Source organism: Rhizobium sp. BK591, from assembly GCF_014195045.1.
In the GTDB taxonomy this organism is placed as follows: Bacteria; Pseudomonadota; Alphaproteobacteria; order Rhizobiales; family Rhizobiaceae; genus Rhizobium; species Rhizobium anhuiense.
In genome coordinates this window covers 25,565-44,308 of the sequence record NZ_JACIAZ010000003.1, presented here as the reverse complement: position 1 = coordinate 44,308, position 18,744 = coordinate 25,565, and the positions used below count along the sequence as shown (strand labels likewise).

18 protein-coding genes are annotated in these 18,744 nt (G+C 62.2%); 7 read left to right on the top strand and 11 right to left on the bottom strand.

Going from position 1 to position 18,744, the window contains the following annotated elements:
* Positions 1-17 precede the first annotated feature (17 nt).
* The 4 genes from FHX10_RS13235 to FHX10_RS13220 form a co-directional block, all read right to left on the bottom strand.
* Positions 18-323: a hypothetical protein gene (locus FHX10_RS13235; protein WP_097595004.1), complete on the bottom strand. Its 306-nt coding sequence runs from the start codon at positions 321-323 to the stop codon at positions 18-20.
* Positions 307-1,794: a type II and III secretion system protein family protein gene (locus tag FHX10_RS13230; protein ID WP_047616169.1), complete on the bottom strand. Its 1,488-nt coding sequence runs from the start codon at positions 1,792-1,794 to the stop codon at positions 307-309. The genes FHX10_RS13235 and FHX10_RS13230 overlap by 17 nt, the downstream gene beginning before the upstream one ends.
* 55 nt (positions 1,795-1,849) lie before the next feature.
* Complete coding sequence (gene cpaB, locus FHX10_RS13225; protein ID WP_097595003.1) at positions 1,850-2,767, bottom strand: Flp pilus assembly protein CpaB; 918 nt, start codon at positions 2,765-2,767, stop codon at positions 1,850-1,852.
* A 99-nt stretch (positions 2,768-2,866) separates the two neighbouring features.
* Positions 2,867-3,061, bottom strand: coding sequence for a Flp family type IVb pilin (locus tag FHX10_RS13220; protein WP_097595002.1), 195 nt, complete (start codon positions 3,059-3,061; stop codon positions 2,867-2,869).
* Between the two features lie 258 nt (positions 3,062-3,319).
* On the opposite strand from FHX10_RS13220, the gene FHX10_RS13215 reads away from it, so the two are divergent.
* The gene (locus FHX10_RS13215) at positions 3,320-3,844 is read left to right on the top strand and encodes a prepilin peptidase (RefSeq protein WP_097595001.1); all 525 of its coding nucleotides are present in this window, start codon (positions 3,320-3,322) and stop codon (positions 3,842-3,844) included.
* 252 nt (positions 3,845-4,096) lie between these two features.
* Here FHX10_RS13215 and FHX10_RS13210 read toward each other — a convergent pair whose 3' ends face one another.
* Positions 4,097-5,464 carry an aspartate aminotransferase family protein gene (locus FHX10_RS13210; protein ID WP_097595000.1) on the bottom strand — a complete coding sequence of 456 codons (1,368 nt, stop codon included), beginning with the start codon at positions 5,462-5,464 and terminating at the stop codon, positions 4,097-4,099.
* An 81-nt stretch (positions 5,465-5,545) separates the two neighbouring features.
* Here FHX10_RS13210 and FHX10_RS13205 point away from each other — a divergent pair, with 81 nt between their 5' ends.
* Positions 5,546-6,898 (top strand): glutamine synthetase family protein, encoded by a 1,353-nt coding sequence (locus FHX10_RS13205; RefSeq protein WP_097594999.1) that lies wholly within the window; start codon positions 5,546-5,548, stop codon positions 6,896-6,898.
* A gap of 19 nt (positions 6,899-6,917) precedes the next feature.
* On the opposite strand, the gene FHX10_RS13200 is transcribed toward FHX10_RS13205, so the two are convergent.
* On the bottom strand, positions 6,918-7,862 hold the full coding sequence (locus tag FHX10_RS13200; protein WP_047616159.1) for a diacylglycerol/lipid kinase family protein: 945 nt from the start codon (positions 7,860-7,862) through the stop codon (positions 6,918-6,920).
* Positions 7,863-8,162: 300 nt separating this feature from the next.
* On the opposite strand from FHX10_RS13200, the gene FHX10_RS13195 reads away from it, so the two are divergent.
* Complete coding sequence (locus FHX10_RS13195) at positions 8,163-9,389, top strand: MFS transporter (protein ID WP_063474204.1); 1,227 nt, start codon at positions 8,163-8,165, stop codon at positions 9,387-9,389.
* On the opposite strand, the gene FHX10_RS13190 is transcribed toward FHX10_RS13195, so the two are convergent.
* The gene (locus FHX10_RS13190; RefSeq protein WP_052215230.1) at positions 9,315-9,752 is read right to left on the bottom strand and encodes a winged helix-turn-helix transcriptional regulator; all 438 of its coding nucleotides are present in this window, start codon (positions 9,750-9,752) and stop codon (positions 9,315-9,317) included. The genes FHX10_RS13195 and FHX10_RS13190 overlap by 75 nt on opposite strands.
* A 103-nt stretch (positions 9,753-9,855) precedes the next feature.
* Here FHX10_RS13190 and FHX10_RS13185 point away from each other — a divergent pair, with 103 nt between their 5' ends.
* On the top strand, positions 9,856-10,869 hold the full coding sequence (locus FHX10_RS13185; protein WP_183903985.1) for a zinc-binding alcohol dehydrogenase family protein: 1,014 nt from the start codon (positions 9,856-9,858) through the stop codon (positions 10,867-10,869).
* A 311-nt stretch (positions 10,870-11,180) separates the two neighbouring features.
* A complete protein-coding gene (mgtE, locus tag FHX10_RS13180; RefSeq protein WP_048338692.1) occupies positions 11,181-12,554 on the top strand; it encodes a magnesium transporter in 1,374 nt (457 codons plus the stop codon).
* Positions 12,555-12,581: 27 nt separating this feature from the next.
* On the opposite strand, the gene FHX10_RS13175 is transcribed toward mgtE, so the two are convergent.
* Positions 12,582-13,103, bottom strand: coding sequence for an Lrp/AsnC family transcriptional regulator (locus FHX10_RS13175; protein WP_174824460.1), 522 nt, complete (start codon positions 13,101-13,103; stop codon positions 12,582-12,584).
* A 95-nt stretch (positions 13,104-13,198) separates the two neighbouring features.
* Between FHX10_RS13175 and FHX10_RS13170 the strand changes: the two genes are divergently transcribed.
* On the top strand, positions 13,199-14,104 hold the full coding sequence (locus tag FHX10_RS13170; RefSeq protein WP_048338694.1) for a DMT family transporter: 906 nt from the start codon (positions 13,199-13,201) through the stop codon (positions 14,102-14,104).
* Between the two features lie 81 nt (positions 14,105-14,185).
* On the opposite strand, the gene FHX10_RS13165 is transcribed toward FHX10_RS13170, so the two are convergent.
* Positions 14,186-14,800, bottom strand: a complete 615-nt coding sequence (locus FHX10_RS13165) for a L,D-transpeptidase (RefSeq protein ID WP_047616146.1) — start codon at positions 14,798-14,800, stop codon at positions 14,186-14,188.
* Between the two features lie 136 nt (positions 14,801-14,936).
* Positions 14,937-16,601, bottom strand: coding sequence for an electron transfer flavoprotein-ubiquinone oxidoreductase (locus tag FHX10_RS13160; RefSeq protein ID WP_184389491.1), 1,665 nt, complete (start codon positions 16,599-16,601; stop codon positions 14,937-14,939).
* Positions 16,602-16,852: 251 nt separating this feature from the next.
* Between FHX10_RS13160 and FHX10_RS13155 the strand changes: the two genes are divergently transcribed.
* Positions 16,853-17,641: an SDR family oxidoreductase gene (locus tag FHX10_RS13155; RefSeq protein ID WP_184389490.1), complete on the top strand. Its 789-nt coding sequence runs from the start codon at positions 16,853-16,855 to the stop codon at positions 17,639-17,641.
* A gap of 10 nt (positions 17,642-17,651) precedes the next feature.
* Here FHX10_RS13155 and FHX10_RS13150 read toward each other — a convergent pair whose 3' ends face one another.
* Positions 17,652-18,530: a phosphotransferase family protein gene (locus tag FHX10_RS13150; RefSeq protein WP_063474868.1), complete on the bottom strand. Its 879-nt coding sequence runs from the start codon at positions 18,528-18,530 to the stop codon at positions 17,652-17,654.
* Positions 18,531-18,744 lie beyond the last annotated feature (214 nt).

The window sequence follows — 18,744 nt, the reverse complement described above, 5'->3', positions numbered from 1 at the left end:
TCATGCCTTTCGATCAGCTACTGGCTGACGGTGGCCCCACTCGCCGCCCCATTCGCCCCCATTGCCGGCGACGGCTGAATAACGCCCACCCCGCCGTTCTGATACTGAGTGACCGCCCTGCGGATTACCTTGCCGTCGCTTGCGATGCGGGTTCGCTGAGCTTCCGGTGGGAACGGCTCCTCGGTATGGATGGCCTTGTTTGCTTCCATGGCGTTGCCGGCCCCGAAGGTGATCGTGTCGCGATGGTTCATGTAGTCGGCACAGCCGGAAGCCAGGCCGGCGGCTGCAAGGACGAAAAGGACGCGTTTAGCGTTTTGTAGCAACGGCTTGGACTCCCTGGTTCAGGTCGAGACGATGGCCATAGGGCCCAGTCACGCCTACGCCATTGCGAAAGCGTCGGAGCATGTCCTTGTCGACTTCCAGGACACCGAGCGCAAAAAGCTCGACGTCGTTGGACGAACGCGTCTGGTCGAGCGGACTGTAGAGGTCCTCGCCCGGGCGAGCCGGTCGCACTATGTGCGGGGTGACGACGATGACGAGGTCGGATTCCTTCTTCTGGAAACTCGTCGAACGGAACAGTGCGCCGAGGATCGGTATCTTCCCGAGGCCCGGCAGTTGCTGGATGTCTTTGGCATTGATCGACTGCAGCAGGCCTGCCATGGCAAAGCTCTGGCCGTCGCGAAGCGCTACCGTGGTGCTCGCAGCACGCGAGATGAAACCTGGATTGCCGTTGACGTTGATCGACGGATCAAGCTCGGAAACCTCCGGCTCGATCTCCAGATTGATGACGCCGTCGTCAAGCACCACCGGCTTGAAGGTCAGCCGCACACCGAAGGGGCGATAGTCCGTCTCGGTGGCGACTGTCGTGCCGTTGTTCGTCGTCTTCAGGATCGGCACTTCACCGCCGGCATGGAAGCTGGCGGTCGAGCCGCTCATTGCGATGAGGTTCGGCTGAGCCAGGCGACGCACCAATCCCTTCTGCTCGAGCGCATTGATGACCACGTCGATGCGGCCGCCGGAGATTTCCAGCACCTTGGCGATCAACTGGCCGAAGGGCAGCATACCCGTTGCCGCACCCTTGGGGTCAAGGAGGCTACGGGCCAGGTTGCCGTTATCGTCCACGGTGATACCCTGGCTGGTCGTTGCCTTGCCGATGCCGTTGTTGCCATGCCCGGACCAACCGATCCCGAGATCACGACCCGTCTGACGCGAGGCTTCGATGACACGGACCTCCAGCATCACCTGCTGGCTGTCGCTGACGCGCAACTGGTTCAGCACCGGCTGCTCGGAATAGGACTGGGCGATTTCCATCACCCGCTGCAATTCGATGCCGTCGCGGACGATGCCTGTCAGGCGAATACGATCGTTGGAGTTGACCACTCTGACCCGGGCCGAGGGTGCGGCAGAGCGAATGGCGGCGGCGACTTCGGTGAAATCGCTGGCAACGCGGATGTCGATGACGCCGAGAAGCGATTTGTCGTCGCCATAGACCGAGATATTGGTGGCGCCGGTCTTCTTGCCGCGAATGAACAGCGATCGATCGGAAAGCGGCACCACGTCGATCATATCGGCGCTACCGATGACGAGATCACCGAAGGGCTGGCCGGTATTGAGCGTCAGCGTCTCGTTCGGAGGCAACGTCACATGCTGGACCGATTTGCCGAGGGTGACCGACTTTTCCTGTGCGTTGGCGCAGCCGGCAAATCCGGGCCCCAAACACACACAGGCCGAAAACACTGCCGCCAGTGCCGCAAGGCTTTTGGTCCTTGCGATTCGTCTCTTGTCGTTCGCCATGCCTGCTTTAGCCCCCCTCATTCGGCTGGCCGCGCCGCGGCAGGCCGCATAAACATCACTGGATCAGGCCGACTCGGTGCTCCTCGCGCTTCGTCGTGTTCCAGACCCCCACCGTCACCCACTTCGGCTCGACCGGCAACACCGGTTCGACCTTTTCCTCCACAATCTGCACTTGTTTTTCGGGTTCTGGCAACTTATTCTTTTCCAGATCATTGCCGAGTTCCGTCGCCATCGCCCCGCCACCGAGGTCGGCGACGGTGATCGGTCGGGTTTGCTCGACAGAGGAAGAGGCAATATTGCGAAGCGCCAGTGAGAGCGTGCCGATACTGGAGCCGAGGGTCAGGCGCTGCGCCTCATCGGTCGTGACCTCAAAGGTCACGGTTTTCACGACGGATGGCTCGTCCTTGCGCTCGTCTGCCGTCTGGTCCACCGCCAGCACCTTGACGCCTTGCAGCAACACGTCGACGAAGGTCTGATCGTTGCCGGCCGGCCCGCGCACGACTCGCGTCAGAAGTACGTCGACGCGATCGGAAGGCCTGACGAAGCCGGCAACGCCGAGCACGTCGTTGACGCGGATGGAAACCGCCTTCATGCCCTGGTCGAGGGCCGCCGACAGCGTGGCGCGTTCGCCGGTACCAGTGATTTTCGAGGATAGCACCGGCTCGCCGGGGTCGATCGCCGCCATGGCATAACGCGGCTGGGCATCGCTACCGACGACCGTCTCGATGCTGACGAACGAGCCTGTAGGTGTTTCATTGGAGGGCCACGGAATGGCTCTGAGATTTTCGGATCGGATCCGATCGCCGAAGCGCATCGCCTTGGCGGCGACAACGAGTGTCCGTTCCTCGGCCTTCATGCCGTTCATCGCCAGCAGCCGGGCCTTCTGATCGGAGAGATACTCGCGCATGCCGAAAACTGCTGCTGCTGCGAGAACAAACGCAATAACGAGACTTAAAATCGTTGAAGAACGCATCGCGGCTACTCGCTACACTGGACGGAACGCATCCATTCATTGATGCTAATTTAGGAGAGAGGGGTTAACAAAAACCCCTCGCTTCTTCGAACGCCAATATCAGGCTGGAACAGCCAGCGCAGTCGTGAACCACCCTGCCCATGCATTCCAAACCGCGGTCAGATTGTCGCCGGCCAATGTCACCGCCGTGATCACGCCGCCAATCAGCAAGGCAAGCAGAATGAGGTATTCCGTGAGTGCGACGCCGTCTTCTTCCCGCGCGAAAGCGCGTACGCTATTTACAAAGGCTTTCATCGAGAATTTCCTCCCAGATAAGTTGTGCGCCGTAATTTCCCCCGGCCACCTTGTCGTCGAGACCGCCTCTTCGACTGGGAATATTAATAATCTCTTAAGCCTAATTTAGTCAATTGTTTTATACGGAGGCGTTCGGCATCTATACTTTATGGTTAAGACCAAAGTCCGGTCGTCATTTGTAAAAACTGACACGCTCGTCTGGATTTATTGGAATACGACTTAAAGATCCGACTATAGTAGCCCAAAGGGTTGAATACCATGCTGCACATAATCGATGTCATTAGCTCGCTTTCGGTATTTCTTTTTCTCTATGCCGCATGGACCGATTTCCGCACATGGAAGATCCCCAACTCGATCGTGCTCGCATTGATTGTACTTTATGCATTGCGCGCGGTGGTCGTGATACTTGGCTCACAGGACGTCGGCGCTGCGCTATTTGCTTCGAGCGGAATTGGCGGCGACGTCGGGGCCGGCCTGCTGATGTTCATGCTGGGGGTGATGCTCTGGGCGTTCCGGCTGTTTGGCGCAGGAGACGCCAAGCTTTTCCTGCCGATCGGCCTTTTTATCGGATGGCACGGAATGCTGCCGTTTTCGTTTCTGCTCCTCGTCCTCGGCATCGTGACGCTCCTGGTCCTGCGGCTGCCGGTGCCGCTGCCCGTCGCACATCTCGCCTTTTTCATGCGCGTGGAGGAAATCCGGGCGAGCCGGAAGGTGCCCTATGGCGTCGTCATGGTTTTCGCCGCGCTCCTCACCTTGGCTTTGCCCATTATCCGACAGCAGTGACCTGGCATCGGCACAGCCGCTTCCTCGCAACCGCCCCATTGCCAAAGCAGGATGTTGCGCGCCTGCGGCCACGGATCTTCGACCGGTGGGTCGAAGCGAAGCGCCGCCACCAGCCATGATTCAATGGCTCTAGGCAATCTCGGCGTAGCCGCACCTGAGCTCTCAGTGGTCGACTTGCCCTATTTCTATGGGCGTGGCGGCGGCAGCTACCGTTTCGGTTAAGCCTGGGTCAACCAGCGGGGCTGAACGGCATCAGGACTTCAGCTCCTTCCAGGCCGCGTCCAGCGCCAGCTTGGTAATCCTTGCTATCTCGTCCACCTCCGCATGGCTGATGACGAGCGGCGGCGAGGCCAGCATGCGGTCGCCGGTGGCGCGCAGCACGAGGCCGTTCGCCAGCGCGTGGTTGCGCACCAGCGCACCGACCTGATCGGGCTTGGCATAACGGGTGCGCGTGCTTTTCTCGGCGGCAAGCTGCAGGCCGCCCATCAGGCCGATGCTGACGGCTTCTCCGACGAGATCATGTTCGGCGAGCACTGCCCAGGCCGTGCCGAAATAGGGACCGATATCGTCGCGCACGCGTTCGACCAGTCTTTCCTCCTCGATGATGCGCAGGTTTTCGAGTGCGGCGGCCGCACAGACCGGGTGACCGGAATAGGTGAAGCCGTGATTGAACTCGCCGACCTCGTTGATCAGCACATCGGCGATGCGGTCGCTGACGAGCACGCCACCGATCGGCAGGTAACCGGAGGAGAGCCCCTTGGCAATCGGCGCCAGATCGGGCTCGACGCCGAAATACTGGTGGCCGAACCAGGCGCCCAGCCGGCCGAAGCCGCAGATCACCTCGTCGGTCACCAACAGAATATTGCGCGCCTTGCAGATCCGATCGATCTCCGGCCAGTAAGTCTCGGGCGGGATGATGACGCCGGCGGCGCCCTGCACCGGCTCGGCGACGAAGGCTGCGACATTCTCCTCGCCCAGCTCGTCGATCTTCGCTTCGAGCTCGCGCGCGACTTTGAGACCGAATTCGGCGGGCGAGAGATCGCCGCCCTCGCCGTACCAGTAGGGCTGGCCGATATGGACGATGCCTGATATCGGCAGGTCGCCCTGTTCGTGCATGTATTTCATGCCGCCGAGGCTGGCACCGGCGACGGTCGAGCCGTGATAGCCGTTCTTCCTCGAGATCACGATCTTCTTCGACGGCTTACCGACGGCGCTCCAATAGACCCGGGCCATGCGGAACCAGGTGTCGTTGGCCTCCGAGCCGGAGCCGGTGAAGAAGATATGGTTGAAACGGGCGCCGGCATGGGAGGCGACCTTCTGCGCCAGCAGCGTCGTCGGCGTCGAGGTCGTGCCGAAGAAGGTGTTGTAATAGGGCAGCTCGTTCATCTGTCTGGCGACGGCGTCAGTGATCTCCCGGCGGCCATAGCCGATATTGACACACCAGAGGCCGGCGAAGCCGTCGAGATATTTCCTGCCGTGATTGTCGAAGATGTGGACGCCCTCGCCGCGCTGGATGATGCGCGTGCCTTCGGCATTCAGCTTCTTCATGTCGGCGAAGGGATGCAGGTGGTGCGCGGCGTCGATCGCCGCAAGGTTCGAGGGCGGGTAGCTATCAGGCATGGTGGTAAAGACCCTCGCGGATTGAAAGGCTGATGTCGATGGGTTAGGAGCTTGGCCTTGTCCCGGAGGATTTTCAAGGTCATGGCGAGCGACAGGATGGACGGCACGGCCGAAGGCGGCGACCCGCGTTTCGAGGTCCTGATCGTCGGCATGAACGGCGACCTGCGCGGCAAGCAGCTTCCGATCGGCGCCGAAAGCAAGATCTGGTCCGGAGACATCCGCCTGCCGACCTCGACGCAATCGCTCGACATCTGGGGCGACGACAATGACGACATCACCGGCCTGTCGCTGACGATCGGCGATCCCGACGGCATGCTCGTTGCCGACCGGCGCAGCCTGGCGCCGATGCCCTGGGCGCCCGAAGGCTCGATGCAGGTGCTCGCCAGCATGCACGAATTCGACGGCAGCCCGAGCTTCATGGACCCGCGCGCCATCCTCGCCTCGGTGCTGGAGCGCTATGCCTCGCGCGGCCTGACGCCAGTGGTGGCGACCGAGCTGGAATTCTACGTGATGGCGGGAGACTGGCGCGAGACCGGACGCCCCGCCCCGCCCGAAAGCCTGACCTATCGCGGCGAGCCGAACGGTTTCCAACTTTACGACATGAGCGCCGTCGACGCGCTCGACGATTATCTCAAAACGCTGAGGGCCTATGCGAGGGCGCAGGGGCTGCCGGCGGATGCGACGACGGCGGAGTTCGGCCCGGGCCAGTTCGAGGTCAACCTGCTGCACCGCCCCGATGCGCTGGCAGCCGCCGACGATTGCCTCTATCTCAAGCGCATCGCCGAGCAGGCGGCGCGCCGGCACGGGCTGAAATCGACTTGCATGGCCAAGCCCTATTCCGAACATGCCGGCTCCGGCCTGCATGTGCATGCGAGCATCATCGACGGCCAGGGCCGCAACATCCTCGATGCCGAAGGCGGCGAGCCGAAGCGGCTCAAATCGGTGACGGCAGGCCTGCTTAACACCATGCGCGAGGCGCAGCTGATCTTCGCGCCCTTCGCCAATTCCTACCGGCGGTTCCAGCCGGGCTCGTTCGCACCGGTCGATCTGACCTGGGGCAGCGGCCATCGCGGCACGGCGATCCGCATACCCGACAAGGACGGGCCGGCTGCACGCATCGAACATCGCGTCGCCGGCGCCGACGCCAATCCCTATCTGCTGCTCGCGGCGATCCTTGGCGGCATGCTCACCGGTCTCGACGACGAACTCGACCCCGGCGAAGAGACGACGCCGTCGCACATGCCGGCGAATACCGCACGCCTGACGCATGATTTCCTGAGCGCCGTCGAAAGCTTCCGCACCTCGCCCTTCATCGCCGATATCTTCGGCGCCCGGTATCAGGCGCTCTATGGCGACACCAAGCGCAAGGAAGCGCTGGCGCATCTGCGCACCGTCTCGGATTTCGACTATCGCACCTACCTGCCGCGGCTCTGAAATCTACGCGGCCGCCGACTTACGCGGCGGGCTCGCGGCGTTCGCTGGCGTGCACCTGCGCCGCAAGACCCTGCTTGACGAGAACCTTCAATTCGCCCGGATGCAGCCGGATCGAGACATCGCGTTCGAGTGGCAGCAACTCACCGTCCATGACGCAATTGGCCTTGAAGCGCAGTTTCGGGAAATGCAGGTGCACTTCGGCCGGGTGCATCACCATGACGTCGGCATTCTCGCGGAACTTGCCGCGCAGCATATCGATGGCGAGACGGGCGACACCCAGAGGCTTCAGCGGATTTGCCGTGTAGAAGCCGAGTTCGCCGCTTGTGAGATTATCGGCATAGAGCAGCGCATTCTCGCCGAAGGGGTTGTTGGAGACTGAAATCGCCGACACCCTGCGACGCTCCCTCATGCCGGCCGCCTCGAAATCGACCTCGAATTCCGGCGGATTGAACACGACGCCCAAGGCCGCCTTCGTGCTCGCCCGGATCTTGCCGAGCCGCGAGCGATAGCTGTAAGCGTTGCGGTAGCGCACCATGCGGGCATGCAGGCCGGCGGAAAACTGGTGGATGAAGGGCCGGCCGTTGGCGCTGGCGATATCGACATTGTCGATCTCGCCGGTGGCGAGCACATCGAGCGCCTGCCAGATGTCGAGAGGCACACGCAACGAGCGGGCAAAGAGGTTCATCGTGCCCGCAGGCACGACACCGAGCGCAATGCCGTTTTTCCAGGCGATCGAGGCCGCCGCCGAAATCGTGCCATCGCCGCCGCCGGCGACGATCCCGTCGATATCGTCCCGCTTGGCCGCTCGCTCCATGGCGGGAATGATTTCCTTTCCGGAGAAGACGATAGCATCGAAATCGTGCCCCGCTTCGCGGAAAGCCGCCTCTGCCCTCTTTTCGTAGGCCAGCATGTCGGTGGTCTTGAAGGTACCGCCGTCGCGATTGAAAAAGCCTACAAGCTTCATAAGGGCTCCAGTCCCTGGCGTGGAGATAATCCTGCCTTTGTCCATCAGATGGTTGCGATCATGGCGATTTCAAGCGCCACCGCTTCCCCGCAGAAATGACAGAAATGCAAAATTTGCAATAGACGTATGCACATAGCAGGACGCTGCACTGCAAAAAATGCACTCGACGCCAGCCTGAACGTTAGGGATAGATGAAGTATCGGGGACATGGGTCTCCACCTCCCGCCATTTTACGATCGGCTCGCGGCCGCGCCTGCGCCAAGGGCCATTTCCAAGCAGAAACCGCCTCGAGGAGCTCTCGTGAGTGAGATTGCCGTCAATATTTCCGTCGATAGCCGCGATGAAGAGCTGCCGTCGGCAACGACCGTGGCGCTGGTGCAACTGGCGCTCGCCTGCGGCGGCTTCGGCATCGGCACCGGCGAGTTTGCGATCATGGGGCTGCTGCCCAATGTCGCCGAGACTTTCTCGGTCACCACACCGCAGGCCGGCTACGTCATCAGCGCCTATGCGCTCGGCGTCGTCGTCGGCGCACCCGTCATCGCCGTGCTCGCCGCGAAGATGGCGCGCCGCACGCTGCTCCTGACCCTGATGCTGATCTTTGCCGCCGGCAATATATCAAGCGCCATGGCGCCGACCTTCGAGACCTTCACCCTGCTGCGTTTCATCAGCGGCCTGCCGCATGGCGCCTATTTCGGCGTCGCGGCTCTTGTGGCCGCCTCGATGGTGCCGGTGCACCGCCGCGCCCGTGCCGTCGGCCGCGTCATGCTCGGCCTGACGGTCGCTACCCTCCTCGGCACGCCGCTGACGACGTTCTTTGGCCAGTCGCTCGACTGGCAGGTGGCGTTTTTGTCGGTCGGCGTGCTCGGCCTGCTCACTGTGGCGCTGATCTGGTTCTACGTTCCGAAGGACCAGGTTTCCGAGGAAGCGGGGTTCCTGCGCGAACTCGGCGCCTTCCGCCGGCCGCAAGTGTGGCTGACGCTCGGCATCGCCGCCGTCGGTTATGGCGGCATGTTCGCGATGTTCAGCTATATCGCCTCGACGACGACTGCAGTGGCGATGCTGCCGGAAAGTGCGGTCCCGATCATGCTTGTTCTCTTCGGCGTCGGCATGAACGCAGGCAATTTCATCGGCTCGTGGCTCGCCGACAAGTCGCTGCTCGGCACGATCGGCGGGTCGTTGGTCTATAACATTGTCGTGCTGACCACCTTTTCGCTGACCGCCGCCAACCCCTATATGCTCGGCCTTTGCGTCTTCCTCGTCGGCTGCGGTTTTGCCGCCGGCCCGGCGCTGCAGACGCGGCTGATGGATGTCGCCGCCGATGCGCAGACGCTTGCCGCCGCTTCCAACCATTCCGCCTTCAACATCGCCAATGCGATCGGCGCCTGGCTCGGCGGCCTCGTCATCGCCTGGGGTTACGGTTTTGCGGCAACCGGTTATGTCGGCGCAGCGCTCTCATTCCTCGGCCTCTTCGTGTTTGCAGCCTCGTTCCACCTCGAGCGCCGCAGCCGGAGCGCGCAGGCCGTCTGAGGCCATGCGCAACTCGCGGCCTTCCGGGCTGCAGAAGACATAATCATCGCCCCATGCTGCGAGCGCTCGAATGACCGGCTTCAGCGTCATGCCGAGCGGCGTCATTGCATATTCGACGCGCGGCGGCACCACCGGAAAGACGGTGCGCGACACCAGACCGGACTCTTCCAGTTCGCGCAGTTGCTTGGTCAGCATGCGCTGGGTCACGGCCGGCAGTTTGCGGCGCAGTTCGTTGAAACGCAGGGTTCCTTCCATCAGATGAAAGAGGATCACGCCCTTCCACTTCCCATCGAGGTAAGTCAGCGTCGCCTCGACCGGGCACCCGGGAAAGTTCGTGACGAGCTTGGCGCGCGGCAATGACATTTTACGGTATCCTTTTGGGTACTACGTACAGAATTTGTGCATTCTTGCGTTGTCAGAACATAGTGCGCATCTAGCTTCCGTGCAATTAACACAGGAGTCTCCCATGCGCGCCGTCGCTTATAAAACGCCCCAACCGATTTCCGCCGAGACCTCGCTGATCGATGTCGAACTGCCGATGCCGGAGGCCAAGGGTCACGATCTGCTCGTCGAAATAAAGGCCATTTCGGTCAATCCCGTCGATGTGAAGGTCCGCGCCCATTCCGCACCACCCGCTGACGAGCTTAAGGTGCTCGGCTGGGACGCCGCCGGTATCGTCAAGGCTGTTGGCGCAGAGGTCACGCTGTTCCGGCCAGGCGACGAAGTATTCTACTCCGGCGTCATCAGCCGCCCGGGCAGCAATGCCGAATTCCATCTCGTCGACGAGCGCATCGTCGGCGCCAAACCGAAGAGCCTGGATTTCGCGGCCGCGGCCGCCCTGCCGCTGACCTCGATCACAGCCTACGAAGCCCTGTTCGACCGGCTGAAGGTACAGGACGCAGTGTCGGGAGCGGCACGCTCCATCCTGATCGTCGGTGGCGCTGGCGGCGTCGGCTCGATCGCCATCCAGATCGCCCGGGCCCTGACCGATCTCACCGTGATCGCGACCGCGTCGCGGCCGGAAACGCAGGGTTGGGTGAAGGAACTCGGCGCGCATCACGTCGTCGACCATTCCAAACCGATCGCGCCTCAGGTGGCAGCGCTCGGCATCGGCGCGCCGGGATTCATCTTCTCGACCACCAATACCGACAGCCATATCGGCGACATCGTCGAAGCGATTGCGCCGCAGGGCCGCTTCGCGCTGATCGACGACCCGAAGACGCTCGACATCGTGCCCTTAAAGCGCAAAGCCATCTCCGTTCATTGGGAACTGATGTTCACCCGCCCGCTCTACGGCACGCCTGACATGATCGAGCAGCACAAGCTGCTGAACAAGGTTTCCGAACTCGTCGACGCCGGAAAGATTCGCACTACGCTTTCGGAGATCGTCGGGCCGATCAGTGCTGCCAATCTCAAGAAGGCGCATGCCATGGTCGAAAGCGGCAGGATGAAGGGCAAGGCGGTGCTTGCAGGATTCTGAGATCGCCAGCAGGGCCGATGTTTCGGTTCCGCAAGGTCGTACAAACCATCCCCGTCCGGAGTGCCGCATCGCGGGGTGCGACATTCTGGCGTTAAGCATTGACCCCGCTTGACTTTTTCCGCGTTCGGGACCACCTAGCAAACACGTGACCGACACCTGTCGGCCACGGATTTCAACGGAGCCATCTTCACGATGCCAAGCGACAGTAGCAGTCGATTGCCTTTGCCGTAGGCGGCCCTCGTGCGCTGACCGACTCCTGTCGGCTCGCCCGATCGGACGCTACGGCGGATCGACGGAAAGGCGAGCCTCACATGAATATCAATCGCTTCCCTCTTCGGGCAGGCCATGCCGCCCGTGCCTTCATCAACAACAGCCGCGGCGCAACGATCGCCGAACGCGTCGATGCGTTGAACGCGCTCGCCGTCCAGGATGCCGGGCGTGTGCTCACCGGCATGCCGCTGGACTATGCCGTCAACATTCTCGACCGGCCGGAGCTTCGCAACGCTGCACAGATCCTTGCACTGATCAGCGCGGAGGACGCCGCACGGCTGCTGCACGGCATGTCCAACGACCGCGTCGCCGACGTGCTGCTCGAACTCGACGGCGAGACTCGCGCCCGGCTGTTCTCCAGCCTCGACGAGCCGGTGCGCATCGCGATCCAGCACCTGATGGGCTATCCGCCACGCACGGCCGGCGGCATCATGACGACCGAGTTCGTCAGCGTGCCTGACAGCTGGACCGTTGCCCAGACGCTCGACCATGTGCGGCAGGTCGAACGCTCGCGCGAGACCGTCTATGCCATCTACGTGCTCGACGAGATCAGCCACGCGCTCATGCATGTGGTGACGCTGCGCCGGCTCATCACCGGCGAGCCGGAGGCTTCGATCCTCACGGTGGCGCAGAAGGGTGCGCCGGTTTCGGCCGACCCGCTGATGAAGCAGGAAGATGTCGCCCGGCTGATCCGCAAGCACGACCTGCTCGCCCTGCCCGTCATTGACGAACATGGGCAGGTGCTCGGCATCGTCACCGTCGACGACGTGATCGACACGATGATATCGGACACGACGGAAGCCGCGCAGAAGTTCGGCGGCATGGAAGCCCTCGGCCAGCCCTACATGAAGATCAGCTTCGCCGGCATGATCCGCAAGCGAGCCGGCTGGCTCGCCGCGCTCTTCCTCGGCGAAATGCTGACGGCAAGCGCCATGCAGCATTTCGAAGGCGAGCTGGAAAAGGCCGTGGTGCTGACGCTGTTCATCCCGCTGATCATGAGCTCCGGCGGCAATTCCGGTTCGCAGGCGACCTCGCTGATCATCCGGGCCCTGGCGCTCGGCGAGCTGAAGCTTTCCGACTGGTGGAAGGTGCTGTTGCGCGAGCTGCCGACCGGCATCGTGCTCGGCGCGATCCTCGGCCTGGTCGGCTTCGTCCGCATCGTCTTCTGGCAGTCGGCCGGGCTCTACGATTACGGCCCGCACTGGCAGATGGTCGCCGTCACGGTATTCGCCGCCTTGATCGGGATCGTCACCTTCGGCTCGATCTGCGGCTCGATGCTGCCCTTCGTGCTGCAGAAACTCCGGCTCGATCCGGCCAGCGCCTCGGCCCCCTTCGTCGCCACGCTGGTCGACGTCACCGGGCTCGTCATCTACTTCTCGGTGGCGCTACTCATCCTCAGCGGAACGCTGCTGTAGCGCCCAAAACGGCAAGCCCGAGGAGAATTATTTCCCCTCGGGCAGCTTCAACGGCCCATGCGTCTTGATGCTGCGGATGGCGAAGTTGGAGCGGATGTCGCTGACATTCGGCAGCGTCAGCAGCGTTTCCGTCAGAAGCCGTTCGTAGGCGGCGAGATCCTCCACCACCACTTCGGCGAGGAAATCGGCCGTGCCCGAAATCAGGAAGCAGGAGACGATCTCGGGGATGGCGAGCAGCGCCTTCTGCTGCGCCTCGGAATTTTCGCGGCTGTGATGGACGACCTTGAATTCGACGAAGACGGTCAAGCCGAGACCGACCTCCTTGCGATCGATATCGGCCGTATAGCCGCGGATGACGCCGGAGCGTTCGAGATTGCGGATGCGGCGCAGGCAGGGCGACGGTGAAAGGTTCACCTTCTCGGCGATCTCGACATTGGTGGCGCGCGCATCCTCCTGCAGGCACTTCAGGATGGCAATATCGAATTTATCGAGATTTGGCATTTTCGCGATCCCTGTCGGCACGGATTGGCAGAAGATTGCGTCTAGCATGATTTTAGAGCCAGAGATAGCAAGGACATGCCCTGCCCTCTAGCGCTAGTCTTTTCTCAACCGGAGAGGCTCCGGACGAGAGAAAGGACAGGACGATGACCACCATTGCATTTACGAACGACAAGTCGCCGTCGCAGGCGTTGGGCTATGCCAGCGGCACTCTGACCGTGTTGATCTGGGCGACATGGTTTCTCGTCACCCGCCACAGCGCCGCAACGCCACTCGGCTCGATCGACATCGGACTGATCCGCTTCGGAATTCCGGCGCTGGTGCTTGCACCCGTCTGGCTGAAGACGGGACTGCTGCCGAAGGCCCTGCCGCTCCACCTGCTGGCGATCATGGTCGCCGGTTCCGGCGCCGTCTTCTTCCTGCTGACCACGCTGGCAATCCATTCGACGCCCGCCGCCTCTTCAGGCATTCTGCTCGGCGGCTCGATGCCGCTCGCTGCGGCGCTGATCGGCATTGCGCTGTTTCGCGAAAGACCTGACAGCACGCGCATCGCCGGGCTCGCCGCGATCATCGCCGGAGTACTGATCCTGCTGACGCAGAGCCTTGCGGACGCCTCGCTGCCCTGGACGAGCTTCGTGTTGCTGCCGGCCGGCGCCGTTTTGTGGGCAAGCTATACACATGCCTTCCGCCGCTCCGGCCTGACCGCCGTACAGGCGAGCGCCCTGATCGCCGTCTGGTCCTTCCTGATCATGGGCGCGCTTGCCCTTGTCTTCGGCATCTCACTGCCGCAGGCTTCTCTCCCGGATATCGGCCTGCAGGTGCTGAGCCAGGGCATTCTGTCCGGCCTGATCGCCATGCTGGCTTATGGCACCGCCGTCAGAACACTCGGCGGAACGCAGGCCGCCGCCTTCACGGCGCTGACACCGGTGCTCGCAACCCTCGGCGGCGGATTCCTGCTCGGCGAAGCGATCGGCATCACCGAAATCAGCGCCGCGGTGATCACCGGCATCGGGGTGGCGCTTTCGACGGGTATTGCCGCGCCGCGCCATTGACCATCAGCGGGAACCAACACGTCAACAGCCGTCGACAGCGATCGCTGCGGCGGCTTTTTCAATGAACCAGATTTTAGTCGCTCAAGCCTGGATGACAACGACCCTGGCACCGACTTCGACGCGGCTATAGAGGTCGATCACGTCGTGGTTCATCATGCGGATACAGCCGCTCGACATGGCAAGACCGATCGATTGCGGCTGGTTGGTGCCGTGAATGCGGAAATGCGTGTCGCCGCCGCCGCGGTAGAGATACATCGCCCGCGCACCGAGCGGGTTGTTCGGGCCGCCAGGCATACCGCCGGCAAGCTTGCGATAGCGTTCTTCGCGGCGCTGCATGTTTTCGGTCGGCGTCCAGCTCGGCCACTCGGCCTTGCGGCCGATATAGGCGTCGCCGGCAAAGGCCAGCCCCTCGCGGCCGACGCCCACCCCATAACGCACTGCCCTGCCGTCGCCGAGGACATAGTAGGCGCGGCGCGCCGGGGTATCGACCACCACTGTGCCGGCAGCGTGTGTGGTTTCATAGGCCACTTCCTGGCGGCGGAGCTCCGGCTTGATCTTGTCGATCGGCACCTGCTTCAGCGGAAATTTTTCTTCCGGAAGTGCGGCGTAATTGGTCTGGCTGTTCAGGCCGGTCGAAGAGCAGCCGGCGACAAAAAGCGGCAGAGCGATCAGAAAGCCCCGGCGGGAGATCGTCATGAATGTGTCCTTAGTGCGTCAACATGATGTCGCAAGCTAAGGAAATTATGGTTAACGAACGACTAACGACGGCCCGCAATAAGCGATCACGAAGGCGTCAGCACGTGAAAATTGTCGGCAGCGGGGATAATCCGCCTCACATATTCGGATAGACCGGCCCCTCGCCGCCCTGCGGCGGCACCCAGTTGATGTTCTGGTTGGGGTCCTTGATGTCGCAGGTCTTGCAGTGCACGCAGTTCTGGGCGTTGATGACGAAGGTGTCCTGCCCGTCCTTCTCCACCCACTCATAGACGCCGGCCGGACAGTAGCGTGTCGACGGGCCGGCATAGATATCGTGCTCGGAACGCTTCTGCAGGCCCATGTCCTTGACCTTGAGATGCACCGGCTGGTCTTCCTCGTGATTGGTGTTCGACAGGAACACCGAGGACAGCCGGTCGAAGGTCAGGACGCCGTCCGGTTTCGGATAGGCGATCGGCTTGTGCTGCGATGCCGGCTCCAGCGACTGCGCATCGGTCTTGCCGTGTTTCAGCGTGCCGAAGACGGAAAAGCCGAACAGCGTATTGGTCCACATATCGAAGCCGCCGAGCGCCACGCCAAGGGCGGTGCCGAACTTGGACCACAGCGGCTTGACGTTCCTCACCCGCTTCAGGTCGCGGCCGATGTCGCCCTTGCGCCATTCGTTCTCGATCTCGGCGACCTCGTCATGGCTGCGGCCGGCTTCGATCGCCGCCGCCAGCTTCTCGGCCGCCAGCATGCCCGACAGCACCGCATTGTGGCTGCCCTTGATGCGCGGCACGTTGACCAGACCGGCCGAACAGCCGATCAGCGCGCCGCCGGGGAAGGTGAGCTTCGGCACCGACTGGTAGCCGCCCTCGGTGATGGCGCGCGCCCCATAGGACAGCCGCTTGCCGCCCTCGAAAGTGGTGCGGATCGCCGGATGCGTCTTGAAGCGCTGGAATTCCTCGAAAGGATAGAGATAGGGGTTCTTGTAGTTCAGGTGAACGACGAAGCCGACCGCCACCAGATTGTCCTCGAGGTGATAGAGGAAGGAACCGCCGCCGGTCTTCATGCCCAGCGGCCAGCCGAAGGAGTGCTGCACCAGACCCTGCCGATGGTTCTCCGGCTTGACCTGCCAGAGTTCCTTGATGCCGATGCCGAATTTCTGCGGCTCACGGTCCTTCTGGAGATCGAACTTGGCAATCAACTGCTTGGCGAGCGAGCCGCGCACGCCCTCGCCGATCAGGGTATATTTGCCGAGCAGTTCCATGCCGCGGGTGAAATTCGGGCCAGGCTCGCCGTTCTTCTCGATACCCATGTCGCCGGTGGCAACGCCGATCACCGCGCCCTCGTCATTGTAGAGCACTTCCGCTGCGGCAAAGCCCGGATAGATCTCGACGCCGAGTTCTTCGGCCTTGGTCGCCAGCCAGCGACAGACGTTTCCGAGCGAGACGATGTAATTGCCATGATTGTTCATCAGCGGCGGCATCAGCACATTCGGCAGGCGAATAGAGCCGGCCGGGCCGAGCAGCAGGAAGTGATCGGCGCTGACCTCGGTCTTGAACGGGTGCCCCTCCTCCTCACGCCAGCCGGGCAGCAGCCGGTCGATGCCGATCGGATCGACGACCGCACCCGAGAGGATATGCGCCCCGACCTCAGAGCCTTTTTCCAGCACCACGACCGAGAGTTCCGGATTGACCTGCTTCAGCCGGATCGCCGCCGCAAGACCGGCCGGACCGGCGCCGACGATCACAACGTCGAATTCCATGCTCTCGCGTTCGGGCAGATCAGTCGTCTCGGTCATTCACTCGTCTCCGCTTGGCCGCACGCGGCCGTCATCCCCGTCATGGCACTTTCTTGTCAAAACGAGAAAGCATTGTCGAGCCGGGATACGACAGCCAATCTTCCAATTCGCACAATGATATGCCCCACCAGTCAGAATTATATAACGTTTACGTCAACGTCAATTATCAAACGCCACCAACCCGGCGACATTCCCTTTCCTTTTCCGCCGCCTGCGCCTTATACATCGCTGGAAAAATATCGGAGGATATCATGGATCTCGGCATCACAGGCAAACGGGCGCTTGTCCTCGCCTCCTCGCGCGGCCTCGGCCTCGGCATCGCCGTGGCGCTGGCGCGGGAAGGCGCGAACGTGCTGCTCTGCGGGCGCAGCGGCGAACAGCTGGAAGCCAATTGCAAGGCGATCAACAGCGAAGGCAAAGGCCGGGCCGACTGGATCTGGGCCGATCTCGGCGACGAACGCTTCGTCGAGATGGCGACGACGGCGGTGAAGGAAAAGTTCGGCGGGCTCGATATCCTCGTCAACAATACCGGCGGACCGACGCCGGGCACGACGGAGGAGATGACGAGCGAAAAGCTCGAGACCTATTTCTTATCCATGGTCGCCCGCGTGATCACGCTCACCAACGCGCTGCTGCCCGGCATGAAGGCGCAGGGCTGGGGCCGCATCCTGACGGTTGCCTCATCCGGCGTGATCGAACCGATCGCCAATCTGGCGCTGTCGAATACGCTGCGCCCCGCCCTTGCCGGCTGGAGCAAGACGCTTGCCTCCGAAGTCGCAGGCTTCGGCATCACCACCAACCTGCTCCTGCCGGGTAGCATCCTGACGGCACGGCTAGACGATCTCGATGGGGCTGCGGCTAAGCGAACGGGCAAGAGCCTCGAGGAAATCCGCGCCGACAAGGAAGCGCGCATTCCGGTCGGCCGCTACGGCAAGGTGGAGGAATTTGCCGCAACGGCTGCCTTCCTGTGCAGCCAGCCGGCAAGCTACATCACCGGCTCGCTCATCCGCTGCGACGGCGGCGCGGCACGGTCCGTCTGACCATCGGCTCTCAGCCGACGCGGGCGGCCGCCGCCCATGTCGCCACACTTCGGATCATCTGTTCGACGTTCGCCGGATCGTCCGCCAGTTCGGCGAGTTCGGAAAGGCGATGGAAACCCGTCAGGATCGCAATGCGCCGCCGGTCGAGCCTGCGTCCGGTCAGCATTTCATATGCCGATACGATGCGGGCGGTCAGATCGGGCGAGATGAAGTTCGAATAGATGAATTCCTGGTGCAACGGGCCAAAGCCTGAATCGGCAAAATCATAAATGCCGTTCAGCCGCTTTTGCCTATGGTCGAAGGCCATGTTCCAGCCATGGCCGTCGAAGAAGCCGTAGATGCTGCCAAAAGGATCGGGCGGCAAGGCTTCGAAATCGGAAATGATGGCCTGGGCAAAGCTCTTGATGTCCGGCGGCAGCAGCGGCAAGGCCCTCGTTCGCACCGCCTCCGGCGATTGCCATGGCTGAATGGGGCCGGCACCGGCCGAGCGCAGCCGATCGGCATCGAGCACGTGCAACTCGGCGTAAAAACGGGCGAGATCTTCTGCGAGGTGCTGACGATCGCCTTCGCGAAGCGCGTCGTAATCTTCGGCAATGAGATGCTCGCCGTCTAGCTTGGCATGGCTGGAGAAGATCGGCGGCCCGTCATGAATGCGCATGTCTGGAACCGCCATCGACAGCGACGGACGAACGATGTCGAGCAAGGCGGCTTCCTTCTGAAGCGCTCTCTCCGCGCCGAGATTGCGGGGAAACTTGAAGATCAGCGTGTCATCGACGTCGACCGCCATCGAATCCCAGCCCTTCGCCGCCAGCTTGAAGACGGAGGCCGTGAGTTCAGGAAATACGCTTGTGATGAGGGAGCGAAACTCGCTGGCATCCAACTCAGTCATGACGACCTGCCTTCTCTGGTTTTTTCCCCGTGTTCTTCCCGCGCGATGGACGGCATGCAGATCGACATTATCGCCGGGCAAACCGCCTGCGCATCGGCCATCGGGTTACACTGGATCTATATTAGTATAGTTTGAATATTACGGAATATTCATTACAAAAATTTAAGCCGTTATAACCACTTAGTGATCGCGCTCCGGGAATTATGTCTTTTTT